Origin of the sequence: Kitasatospora sp. NPDC096140 (genome assembly GCF_040303045.1) — a bacterium.
Lineage (GTDB): Bacteria > Actinomycetota > Actinomycetes > Streptomycetales > Streptomycetaceae > Kitasatospora.
Genome location: NZ_JBEOUW010000013.1, coordinates 132,883 through 145,117 on the forward strand (window position 1 = coordinate 132,883; position 12,235 = coordinate 145,117).

Annotated in this window: 7 protein-coding genes; 3 read left to right on the top strand and 4 right to left on the bottom strand. The window is 72.9% G+C overall.

Annotated features, from left to right (window positions below; translation table 11 throughout):
* Nucleotides 1–4 precede the first annotated feature (4 nt).
* The 4 genes from ABT048_RS16215 to ABT048_RS16230 form a co-directional block, all read right to left on the bottom strand.
* Complete coding sequence (locus ABT048_RS16215; protein WP_350522026.1) at nt 5–703, bottom strand: DUF7158 domain-containing protein; 699 nt, start codon at nt 701–703, stop codon at nt 5–7.
* Nucleotides 700–5,064: a glycoside hydrolase family 38 N-terminal domain-containing protein gene (locus tag ABT048_RS16220; RefSeq protein ID WP_350522027.1), complete on the bottom strand. Its 4,365-nt coding sequence runs from the start codon at nt 5,062–5,064 to the stop codon at nt 700–702. Before ABT048_RS16220 ends, ABT048_RS16215 begins: the two co-directional genes overlap by 4 nt.
* A gap of 39 nt (nt 5,065–5,103) precedes the next feature.
* Entirely contained in the window at nt 5,104–7,581 is a 2,478-nt protein-coding gene (locus ABT048_RS16225) for an endo-beta-N-acetylglucosaminidase (protein WP_350522028.1), read from the bottom strand.
* A gap of 151 nt (nt 7,582–7,732) precedes the next feature.
* Nucleotides 7,733–8,815 (bottom strand): LacI family DNA-binding transcriptional regulator, encoded by a 1,083-nt coding sequence (locus ABT048_RS16230; protein ID WP_350522029.1) that lies wholly within the window; start codon nt 8,813–8,815, stop codon nt 7,733–7,735.
* A gap of 148 nt (nt 8,816–8,963) precedes the next feature.
* On the opposite strand from ABT048_RS16230, the gene ABT048_RS16235 reads away from it, so the two are divergent.
* The 3 genes from ABT048_RS16235 to ABT048_RS16245 all read left to right on the top strand — a co-directional run bounded on the left by ABT048_RS16235 (nt 8,964) and on the right by ABT048_RS16245 (nt 12,198).
* Nucleotides 8,964–10,253 (top strand): ABC transporter substrate-binding protein, encoded by a 1,290-nt coding sequence (locus ABT048_RS16235; protein ID WP_350522030.1) that lies wholly within the window; start codon nt 8,964–8,966, stop codon nt 10,251–10,253.
* 114 nt (nt 10,254–10,367) lie between these two features.
* Entirely contained in the window at nt 10,368–11,240 is an 873-nt protein-coding gene (locus tag ABT048_RS16240) for a carbohydrate ABC transporter permease (RefSeq protein WP_350522031.1), read from the top strand.
* 4 nt (nt 11,241–11,244) lie between these two features.
* Complete coding sequence (locus tag ABT048_RS16245; RefSeq protein ID WP_350522032.1) at nt 11,245–12,198, top strand: carbohydrate ABC transporter permease; 954 nt, start codon at nt 11,245–11,247, stop codon at nt 12,196–12,198.
* Nucleotides 12,199–12,235: the final 37 nt, after the last annotated feature.

Sequence of the window (12,235 nt, forward strand, 5' to 3'; positions counted from 1 at the left end):
CCCCTCAGTGGCGGTGGTGGTTGTCGGGCTGGGCGGGGTCGCCGGGGTGTTCCAAACCCTCGACCAGGGTGAGGCGCCGACCGCGCTCGTGGTCGAGCCAGCGGACGAAGGCGGCTCGGCGCGCGGCGGCCCGTAACGCAGGAGTGGGGTCGGGGGTCTCCGGGGCGGTGCGGGTGGCGAGCACGGCGGCCGTCCAGGGGCCCACGGTGACCCACTCGCCCGGCCGCGCGGCACGCAGGGCCTCGGCGAGCGCTGCCGGCAGGGTGTCGGGGTCGGCTTCGAACTCGCCGTCGGGGAGGGCGAGTCGCCAGCGCGCGGACGGCGTTCGGGTGGCGGTCATGGTGCGGTAGTGGGCGATGGCGGCGGGCGAGGGCTCGACGTCGGCGGTCACAGCCGCGCAGACGGCGCGCACGGCCGCACTGCCCTCGTAGGCGGCCGCCGTGATGGAGCCGAGTTCGACGGCGGCCCGGTGGTCGAGCCGGGCGGGGCCGTCCGGGCCGACGGGCAGGTGGCGTTCGACGGCCACGGCCTCGCACAGGGCCTCGGTGAGCAGGACCTGCGCGACCCACCGGGTCAGCTGGCGGTCCTCCGAACTGCCTGGCTGCGGCAGGGCGGTGGCGCGCGGGCCGGTGCGCAGGGCGGCGAGACGGCGGTCGAGGGCGGTGCGCGGGAGCGGGTGTCCGTCGAGCAGGCCGAGGGTCATGCCTCCACCACCAGGGCGACGGTCGGGGCGTACTGGCAGCGGCCGAACCACATGACCTTGGCGAGCGCCCAGAACGAGCCGGGGTCGGCCGCCGGCGGGGCCGCGACGTCGAAGTCCACCGTCGCCGAGGAGCCGGCCGGGACGGTGAAGCCGCGTACGGGATCGGGGATCGCCTCCCAGGTGCCCCACGGGGAGACCAGCTGCAGCTCGCCCCGGATCTCGCCGCGTGTGCGGTTGGTGAGCGTGACGCCCAGGGCGGCCCGGTCGCCGGGGGCCACGCGCAGGGTCCGGTGCGAGACCTCGACGTCCAGGCCGGTGTCCCGGCCCGCCGTCGCCCTGGTGCCCTGGGCGGCCGTCCAGTCCTCGGGTGCGTCCCCGGCGACCGGTAGCAGCGCCGGGAGGTCGCCGACGGCGATCGTCACCACGTCCTCGATCCGCTGGCCGTCGTGCTCGATCCGGACGGCCGCGAAGTACAGTCCGGGCTCGGCGCCGGCCGGCGGGACCAGCGTGACCTCGAACCGCAGGTGGCCCCCGGGCGCCAGCCGGTAGGGGCGGCTGCCGAGGTCGGTGGCCCAGCCCTCGGGCGGCAGCACGACCGCCGTTCCCTCGACCGCCGTGTCCCGCAGTTGCGACGACAGGGCGATCGAGAGCGTCACCGGCTCCCCCGCTGTCCGCACCAGCCCCGGCGAGGCTCCGACGGACACCGGCAGGTAGCCGAGCGGTGCCGGGCCCCGGTTGTGCAGCCAGTAGCGGGCGTGGACGGGCTGGGCGGGTTCGGCCACCGGGCCGAGGACGGGGCCGCCGGCCGGGGCCACGGCTCCGGGGACGGCTCCGGCCCCTGCTCCAGGTGCGGTTCCGGGCACGGCTCCGGGTGCGGTTCCGGGCACGGCGAGCAGGGTGGCGATCCGGGAGCCGGGGAGGTCGAGGCACGGGGAGGCGGCGTCGAGCGGCCGCTCCAGCAGGTCGGCCGGCCGTACGTCGCCCAGCCCGAGCGCGCCGCCGAGCCGCGCCGTCCGTCCGAGGCCGGTCGATTCCAGCAGCCGGACGGTGAGGTCGTGCCCGCCCTCCGAGGCCGCCGAGCCGTGGGCGATCGGGTTCCCGGCGGGCTTGAGCATGCCGAGCAGCACCTCCCGCTGCGGTTCGACCCGCAGCCAGGACACGGTGGCGGGCAGCGTGCCTTCCTGGGCGGGGACGATCCGCGCGTACAGCGGGTGGTTGAACTCCTGGCCCTGCGCGGGCAGCGCCTGCTGCCGCCAGTCGCCGTCCCCGCCGACCAGTGCGTAGCCGAACTCGTGGGTCCAGTGCTGGAGTTGGAAGGAGGCCCCGTCCGGCAGGGTGCGCCGGGGCGGGTCGATCCAGACGCCCGACGGCCAGCCGGTGCACGAGCGCATCAGCGACAGGTGCAGCGCCCCGGTGGTGTCTACGGCGAAGCCGGGCAGGCCGAAGCTGAGCAACGCCACGCTGTGGTCGGCGAGTCGGTCCGGCACCGGCGCCGGGCAGGGGGCGCTGATCCGGGCGTCGGCGAGGTCGTCGACCAGCGCTGCCACGTCGGAGACGACCAGCGCCGGCAGCGTCCGCAGGTCGCGCAGGTCGGCGTCGGGCCGCCAGACCTCCGGGAGCGGGGCGAGGGCCGGCACCCACACCGCGCCGTGCGCCTTCAGCACGGCCGCGTACTCCTCGCCTGCCCGCTCGATCAACTCCCGTGCGGCGTCGTTGACTTCCGGCGAGCCGACCAGGACCCGGAAGTCCGGCAGGTTGGAGTCCACCTCCAGCCACCCGTAGCGCGCCCAGTCGGCGCCCGAGGTGGTGGCGGTGACACCCACCCGGGCGAGGGCGACCACCAGGGGCCGGGCGTCGGCGGCGTCGTCCAGCGTCGGGACGACGACCTCCGCCACACCGAGGGCCCGGGAGCCGACGGCCGTCCCCGCCGGGTCGGTGAGGTCGACGCGCGCGGTGGAGCCGATCCCGAACCAGGTGTTGGCCGGGTTGTCCAGCGTCCACGGCGCCTCCGCCGAGTCGACGTCCGGCATGGCGAAGCCGCGTCCGACGACCGCTCCCGCGACCTCGCTGACCGGCAGCCCGCCGGGGACGTCCACGGGGAAGCGCAGCCGCAGCAGCCGGTCGGCGCTGCGGTGGTCGACGACCCTGGTCCGGCAGTCGACCCGGTGGAGCCCGCGCCACAGGGTGACGGTCTGCTCGTACCGGACGCCGTCGACCGTGCCCTCGATCACCAGCCGCTCGCCGAGCGGCCCGGTCTCCCGGCGGACGGACGCGGCGGCCTCCGCGGAGCCGACCACCGGCCCGCTGGGCAGCAGGTGCCAGGGGCCCTCGCCGAAGTCGGGGTGCTGCGGGTACTCCTCGTACACGCGCAGCTCGTTGCCGATCCGGCCGTCCTGGATCAGCTCCCGTTCGTGTCGCAGGTCCCACACCGAGGAGAGCCCGCCGCCGCGCGCCGGGTCGGCGGTGACGCGGTACCGGTCGTTGGCGATGACGGCCCCCTCGGCCCCCTCGGCCGCCGTCCACGGCGGCTCGCCGGCGCCCTCGGCGGGGCCCTCCACCGCGCCCTCGGCAATGCTCCCGACGGGACCCGCCACCAGCCGCCAGGTGCGCCAGCCGAGCGCGGGCACGTCCGTGGCCAGGAACCGCAGCGTCCCCCGGTCGACGGTGCTCGGCACCGGCTCGCCGGCGTCGTCCAGCACCCGCACCGACCGTACACCGGCGGGAAGTTCGACCGAGACCAGGTCCGTCCGGTCGAAGGACAGCGTGTTGGTCACCACCACCGAGCCGCCCACCACCGAGCCGCCCACCCCCGAGCCGTCCCCCGCCGAACCGCCCACCCCCGAGCCGCCCACCCCCGCCGTGTCGATGCGGCCCACCAGGGCGTCCAGCGCCGCGTCCCGCACCGCGCCCGCCAGGTCGTACGCCTCCCGCCAGCCGCCCAGCAGGTCCAGGTACACCTGGTCGGACTCCGAGCCGGTGATCGCGTCGTGGTGCGCCCCGTAGGCGAGTTGGCGCCAGACCTTGTCCAGCGCCGCGGCCGGGTACCGGCCCAGCCCGCAGACGCCGGCCAGCGTGGCGAGCTTCTCGGCGTCCACCGCCGCGACCTCGCCCGCCCGTTGGGCCTGCTTGGTGTCGATGTACGAGACGTCCTTGCCGGTGTAGACCGGGTTCATGTCGCGGGTCTGCGGGCTGGGCCGGCGCCCGGTGGCGGCGAGCTCGGCCCGGACGGCGTCGAGGAAGTCGCGCGGGGTGGCGCAGACGAACCGCGGCCAGCGGTACTTGGCGGCCCAGGAGCGGTGGATCCCGGTGACCCACTTGTTCGGCGGGGTGTAGTCCGTCCCGACGGGCAGCAGCAGGTTCTTCGTCGCCCCGACCGGCTTGAGCTTGCGGTACAGCTCGTAGACGGCCTGCTCGGCGGTGGCGAGGTCGGGCGAGGAGTCCATCCACCAGCCGGCCGAGTAGTGGTGCGGCATGTAGTGGGTGAGCACGCCCTCGCCGCCGGGCGCGATCCATTCGAACTCGCTCGGGAACTGCATGACCCGGGCGTCGTCCTTGGCCTCGCGGAAGTTCTTCTGGATCGGGCCCCACTGGTGGAACGGCCCGCGCGCCCAGGCGCTGCCGGTGAGGCCGGCCGCGGCGAGGTGGCCGGGGAACTGCGGGTCGTGTCCGAACACGTCGAGCTGCCAGGCGGTCCGGGGGTCCGCGCCGAGGATGTCGCGCTGGTAGCCGATGCCGTGGACGATGTTGCGGATGGTGCTCTCGGCGCCGGTGAGGTTGGTGTTCGGCTCGTTGTAGGTGCCGCCGACGAGTTCGACCTGTCCGCGCTCCAGCAGCAGCCGCAGCGTCTCGCGGCGCTCCGGGTGCTGGTCGAAGTAGGGCTTCAGGTAGTCGACTTCGGCGAGCACGAAGCGGTACACCGGGTCCCGCAGGGCGAGGTCCAGGTGGGCGTCGACGAGCGCGAAGCCGTTGCGTTCCCAGCGCGGCCGGGTGGTGGCGTCAGCGGAGAGCAGCTCCCAGGGGGAGGTGTAGGCGGCCTGGGTGTTCCACCAGACCGGGTCGTAGTGGAAGTGCGAGACCAGGTACACCGTCCAGCCGGGCTCGGCGACCTCCACCACGGCGTCCAGGGCCGCGGCCTCCGCCCGTACCGTGACGGGGAGTCGGGAGCCCGGCCGGGCGCCGGGGGTGATCTCCAGGGGGACTTCGACCGCCCCCGTGCCGGTCGCCTCGCCGTGGACGCCCGGGCCGTCGACGGTGATCCGGGCGGCGGGGCCCTCGGTCGTCACCCGCAGGATCTGGCGCGGGGCGTCCTCGGGGCCGACGAACAGGTCGGTGCTCTCGACGGCGGTGATGGTGACCGGCACGGGGTGCGTCCTTTCCTGGGAGCCGGAGGGGCGGGCGGGCTACGCGCCCCAGGCCTCGAACTCGTAGATGCGGGCGGCCGGGTCGGTGGTCTGGGTGGGCTTGGTGACCACCAGCCGGACGTAGCGGGCGCTCGTGTTCACCGGGTGGGTGGTGGTGCCGGCGGTGTTGCCGGTGACGCCGACGACCGTCGTCCAGGGGTCGGTGGTCCTGGCGCGGACCTGGACGGAGAAGTCGCGGGTGTTGTACGAACTGCTCTCGCCGCCGGCCGAGGCGTGCTTGACCACGAACTTCGACAGCTGCTTCACCGAACCGAGGTCCACCTCCAGCCACTTGGCGGAGGTCAGGGTGCACCACTTGTCGCCGTTGCCGCCGCTGACGCTGCCGTTGACGGCCTTGGCCGGGCCCTCGTTGGCGTTGCACTGGCCGGAGCCGGTGGCCGCGCGGTTCAACGCCAGGTTGCTGGTCGCCGGCGGAGTGCTGTTCCAACTCACGCTGGTGGACGCCACGTCGGAGCGCCCGTAGGTGGTGGACACCGCCTCGACGTCGAGCGTGGTGGCGCTCTCCCCGCCCGCCCGGTCGAGCCGCCCGACGAAGTACGCGTCGTTGGGGGTCGCGCCGAGGAAGGTCCGGGTGCCGTCCGCGTTGCGGCGGTACACCTCGTAGTGGTGGACGTTGCCGCCGGGCGCCGCCGTCCAGGACAGTCGCAGTGACTGGCTGGAACCCGGGGTCAGGTCGCTCGCGCCGAGCACGGTGAGGCCGCTCGGTGCCGCCGGTTTCTCCACCGCCCCGTCGTAGACGGCGACTTGGCCGACCCGGAGGTCGTAGGCGGGGTCGGAGCCGTCGACCCGCAGCGCGATCTGGGCGATGGTGCGGCCCGCGTACGGGGAGAGGTCGAGGCTGTGGCGCTCCCACCCGGTGCCGGAGTCGGCGCCGACGTCGATCGTGGTGAAGCTGTTCGGCGCGTCGGTGAAGGCGACGGCGGCCTTGAGCTTGGTGGGCCCGGCGGCCGGGGTCTTGACCACCAGGTCGAGCCTGGTGTCCGCGGCGACCGGCAGCGCGGTCTGGTACAGCCGGACGGTGTTGGCGGCGTCCAGGGTGCCGGTCAGTCGCAGCGAGGAGCCGCCCTGGTAGGCGTCGGTGAAGTCGACGGACGGGGTGAGCCTGCTGCCGGCGGAGTCGACCACCCAGCGGTAGGTGGGCGGCACGTCCTGGAGCGACAGGTTGTTCCAGCCGCCGGTGGCGACCCGGGTGCCGCCGGCGTTGTAGAAGTCGCCCTGCCCGGCGTCGAAGTTGGTGACGAAGGGCTTGGCGGTGATCGGCGAGGACTCGGCGACGTAGCCGGCCAGGCCGGGCCAGCTCGACGAGAGGTCGATTCGCGAAGGGTCGCCCGCGGCGCCGACCCAGTAGCGCGCGTCCTTGGCGTAGAAGTCGGCGCGGTCGGTGGCGGACTTCCAGGTCCACTCGGGGCGGTAGAGGCCGAGCGAGGTGGTGTGCGGCCCGCCGGACGGGAAGAGGGTGTTCCAGTCCACGCCCGTGTTGTAGCCGTCGGCCTCGGTGTCGATGCCGGAGTAGAGGTCGTACTCGCTGCGGCCGAGCTGCCGGGCCAGGGTGCGCGAGGAGTCGAGGCCGCTCGCGGACCAGCCGAAGTTCAGGAACATCGAGTCCGAGGTGCGCTTCGAACCGTCCTGCAGGAAGGGCGAGTTGGCGGAGGTCAGGGCGTTCTGCCAGTTCACCGCGCCGGAGGTGGTCATCGCGTCGTACCACATGAACTCGGTGCCGCTCTGCGCCTTGGTGTACTGCATCAGGTTGCGCAGCTCGCCGGCGAGGGCCTGATCGCCGCCGCCGGTCTCCTGGTTGATGAACCAGCCGTCGAAGCCGTAGTACCGGGCGGCCTGGGCGAGCTTGTCGGCGACGGGGTAGCGGCTGCCGGACTTCTGGACGAAGTCGCGGACCCACTGGAGCTGGCCGCCGTACGCGCCGGGCGGGAAGAAGACGGTGCCGTAGACCTTGACGCCGTTGCGGTGGGCGGCGTCGATGACGGTCGGGTTGGGGGCGAGGATCAGGCCCTCGCCGGCCGAGCCGCCCCAGAACACCAGCTTGTCGACGTACTGCCAGTAGCCGAAGGCGTAGTAGTTGGGGTCGGCGGAGCCCTGCGAGGGGTTGTTCGACGTGGGCCCGAAGGAGACCAGCGAGGCGATCTTGCCTTCGCCCGTCCGGGCGTTGGGGTTGGCCCTGAGCGCCGGGTCGCCGGTGCGCGGCTGCAGCGGAACGCGGGAGCGGTTGAAGCGGGCGTCCGGGTCGGTGGCCGGGTCCCAGTTCACGATGGTGCTCGGGTACCAGTACGAGGCGAAGGGCTGGTTCCCGGCGGCGGCCGCAGCCGACGCCGCGGCGGACCCGGCCGAAGCAGTCGAAGCAGCCGAAGCCACCGGAACGGGAACGGCACGGGCGGCAGGCACGACGCCCAGCGAGGCCGTCGCGAGCGCGGCGCCGAGCAGCAGGGGGAGACGTCTTGACATGCGGTGGCTCCGATCGAGCGGAGTGGGTGGGGCCGGGCCCACCGGCAGCGGCAGGCCCGGGTGCATGCGGGCGTGGCGGTGCTCATCGAGGGGAGTTCAACGAACGTGACAACGGGCGGTGCACAGGACCGGCCCCCTCGGCGCAGCGAGGCTAAACCGGTTCAGAACCCGTGTCAACGACTCGCGCAGCAACCGCACCCGCCGGTGCGGACGGTGCGGCTCCCGGCGGCGAGGTGGACTCCCGGACGGTCAGCCGCGGTGTGGGCATCTGCAGGTCGCGCCCGGGCCCTGCCTCGTCCAGTGCCTCCAGCAGGCTGCGGGCGACCTGCTCGCCGAGCGCGAAGGTGTCCCGGCTGAGCGCGGTCAGCGGCGGGTGGACGATCCTGGCGAGCACCGAGTCGTCGAAGGAGACGATGGAGAGCTCGCCGGGCACCGCGACGCCCATCTCGCCCGCCACGCCGAGCCCGGCGACGGCCATCACGTCGCTGTCGTACACGATCGCGGTGGGCCGGCGGGTGCGGGACAGCAGCGTGCGGGTGGCGGCCGCGCCCTCGGCGTCGCTGAAGTCGGTGGGCACCGACACGGCCTCCTCCAGGCCGAGCCGGCGCGAGGCGTCGCGCAGCGCGCGGATCCGCCGCTGGGTGTGCTGGAAGTGCGGCAGCCCGGCCAGGTGGGCGATCCGGCGGTGCCCGATGGCGGCCAGGTAGTCGACGATCGAGAGCATCGCCTCCCGGTCGTCGGCCCAGATCCGCAGCTGGTTGCCGCCCTTGCCGGGCCCGCCCAGCACGACGGCGGGCAGCCCGAGCTCGTCCAGCACCGGCAGTCGCGCGTCCTTGACCTGCAGGTCGACGACGATGAAGCCGTCGACCCGGTGCTCGGAGGCCCAGCGGCGGTAGACCTCGATCTCGGCGGCGGTGTCCTCGACCACCATCAGGTGCAGTGCGACGCCGCCGGCCGAGAGCACGGCCTGGAGGCCGGAGAGCAGCTGGCTGAAGAACGGCTCGACGCCGATGGTGCGGGCCGGCCGGGCGATCACCAGGCCGACGGCGTCCGCACGGGCCCCGCCGAGGGCGCGCGCGGCGCTGTGCGGGCGCCAGTTCATCTCCTCGGCGACCCGCAGGATCCGGGCCCTGGTCGCCTCGCTCACGCCCGGGCGGCCGTTGAGCGCGAAGGACACCGCGCCCTTGGAGACACCGGCCCGGCGGGCGATGTCGGCGATCGTCGGTCTGCCCACGGAACCCCGACTCCTCTCTTGACAGCCAAGTTTAGGCCGGAGCATAGTCCCTGCCATAGCTAGACCGGTTTAGTCGTTCAGCAGGTCAGGTTCCGGAACCCCCGAGCTCGGCACGATCCCCCACCCATCCCAGGACCGGGAGACCCTCATGCGAAGAATCTGGGCGGCACTGACGACAACGGCCTTCACCGCCGCCGCGCTCACCGGCTGCGGACTCGGCTCCGGCGACACCAAGAGCGGCGACAGCGTGGCGAGTGCGGCCGCCACCGGCGAGGTCAAGGGCAAGGTCTCGCTGCAGACCTGGGCGCTCAAGCCGAAGTTCACCGACTACGTGCAGGGCGTGATCGACGGCTTCGAGAAGAAGTACCCCGGGGTCGAGGTCGAGTGGCTCGACCAGCCCGGCGAGGGCTACTCCGACAAGGTGCTCAGCCAGGCCGCCGCCGGCACCCTGCCCGACGTGGTCAACCTCCCGCCCGACTTCGCCCTCCCGCTCGCGCGGAAGGACCTCCTGCTGGACGTGGCCAAGGCCGACCCGAAACTCGCCGACGAGTACGTCGCCGGCGGTGTCGACGCCTACCGCTTCGCCGGCCACCCGGGCACCTTCGGCTACCCCTGGTACCTCAACACCGATGTGAACTACTGGAGTTCCGAACTCCTCACGAAGAACGGCCTGGATCCGAAGAAGCCCCCGACCAGCCTGGACGAACTGATCGCCCAGGCCCGGGTGATGAAGGAGAAGTCCGGCGGCCAGACCTACCTGATGAGCCGCAAGCCGGGCATCGGCGACCTCTACAACGCCGGCGTGAAGATCATGTCCGACGACGGCCGGTCCTTCACCTTCAACACCCCCGAGGCCGCCGCACTCCTCGACAAGTACCGCGACGCCTTCAAGGAGGGCCTGCTCCCCAAGGACGTCCTGTCCAACACCTACGCCGGCAACACCAAGCTGTTCAACGCCGGCACCGCCGCCTGGACCACCGCCGGCGCGAACTACATCACCAGCCTCGCCACCGACAACCCGACGCTCGCCCCGAAGGTCGTCCCCTCCCCCGCACTGGCCACCCCGCCGCTGTACGTCCAGGGCATGTCCATCCCGAAGAGCACCAAGAACCCGGCGGCCGCGGTCGCTCTCGCCCGCTGGGTCACCAGTGCCGAGAACCAGGCCGCCTTCGCCCACCTGACCAGCATCTTCCCGTCCACCAAGGCCTCGTCGGACGACCCGTTCTTCAGCAAGAGCGACGGCACCAACGCGGGCGACGCCAGGGTGATCGCGTTCGCCTCGCTGGCCAAGGCCAAGCTGATCCAGCCTGTCCAGGTCGACGACGCGATGAGCACCGTCGTCAACCAGCAGATCGCCCTCGCCATCAGCGGCGACACGAGCTCCAAGCAGGCGCTGGACACCGCCGTCGAGCAGTGCAACAGGCTGCTCAAGGGCTGACCCCCGCCGGAGCTCCGCACCGCGCCCCGTCCGGTACCGGCGACGCGGCGGGCCCCACACCCGCCGCCCCCGGGAACGAGCCGCACCACCCCTCGGCCGCAGGAAGGCATCGGCATGACCCACCGGCGTTGGTTCACCCCCTGGCTGCTCGCCGGGCCCGCGATGGTCTGGCTGGCCGTCTTCAACCTCTGGCCGGCCGTCAACACGGTGATCCTGTCCTTCACCGACGCCAAGCCGCTGGGCGGCGGGCACTTCACCGGCCTGGAGAACTACGGCCGCCTGCTGGACGACGACCAGCTCGCCGACGCCCTGCTCAACAGCATCGTGTTCATGCTGGTCTGCCTGCCCCTGCTGACCGTCCTGCCGCTGCTGCTCGCCCTGCTCGTCCAGCGCCGGATCCCCGGCATCACCTTCTTCCGCACCGCCTTCTACACGCCGGTGATCGCCTCCGCCGTCGTGGTGGCGCTGATCTGGGGCTGGGTGCTGGACGACCGCGGCCTGGTCAACGGCCTGCTCCGGCAGACCGGGCTGGCCGACTCCCCGGTCTCCTTCCTGACCGACCGCTGGCTGCTGCTGTTCAGCGCGATCGCCCTGACCGTGTGGAAGGGCCTCGGCTACTACATGGTCATCTACCTGTCCGCCCTCGCCAACGTCCCGCGCGAGCTGCACGAGGCGGCGGCCGTGGACGGCGCCGGACCGGTGAGCCGGTTCCGGCACGTCACCCTGCCGGGGGTGCGCCCGACCATGATCCTGATCTCCGCACTGATCTCGGTGAGTTCGCTGCGCGTCTTCTCCGAGCTGTACGTGCTCTCCAACGGCCAGGGCGGCCCCGGCGGGCGGGACATGTCGGTGGTGATGCTGATCCAGATGTACAGCCGCGGGTTCAACGGCCACCTCGGCTACGCCTCGGCGCTCAGCCTGCTGCTGTTCGTCGTCACCCTCGGCCCGATGCTGTTCCTGATGCGCCTGAACCGGAAGGCGGCCTGAACCCGTGACCACCAGCCCGCCGACGACCGCCGGGGCCACCGGGGGCCTGCGTGAGCCCGACGACGCCCGTAGCGCCCGGAAGACCCGCGGCACCCGCGGGCCCCGGAAGACGCGCGGCTCCCGGGGCTTCAACACCCCGTCCCCCGCCCACACCGCCGCCCGCTACCTGCTCCTGCTGCTCGTCCTGCTCCTGGTCATCGGCCCCTTCCTGTGGCAGTTGTCCACCTCCCTCAAGGGCCCCGCCGAGGACGTCTACACCCGCACCCCGGCCTTCCTGCCCGACCAGCCCACCCTCGGCAACTACGGCAAGGTCGCCGCCACCATCCCGGTGTGGACCTACGCGCTCAACTCGGTGATCGTCGCCGCGGTCTGCATCACCGGCAACGTCGTCGGCTGCACGCTGGCCGGCTACGCGCTCGCCCGGCTGCGCTTCCGCGGTGCCCGGCTCGTCCTCGGCCTCTTCCTCGCCACGCTCGTGCTGCCCGGCGAGGTCACCATCGTCTCCCAGTACGTGCTGGTGCGCAGCCTCGGCCTGGCCGACACCCTGGCCGGCGTCGCGCTGCCGGGCTCGATCGCCATGCTCAACGTCCTGCTGATGCGCACCGCCTTCGCCGCCGTCCCGGCCGAGCTCGACCAGGCGGCCATGATCGACGGCGCCGACGTCCGGCAGCGGCTGTGGCACGTCGGCCTGCCGAACGTGCGCGGCATGATCAGCGTGATCGTGATCTTCACCTTCATCGGCGCCTGGGACGACTTCCTGTGGCCGCTGATCGTGCTCAACGACCCGCAGAAGTACACCCTCACCGTCGGGCTGCAGTACCTCAACGGCACCTTCTCCGCCAATCCCCGGCTGATCGCGGCCGGCACCATGATCGCCTTCCTGCCGGTCGTCGTGGTGTTCGGCGCCTGCCAGCGCTACTTCTTCAAGGGCGTCGAGGAGGGAGCCGTCAAGGGATAGCCCCACCGTCCGTACGCCCCACCGAGCCGAGGAAGCC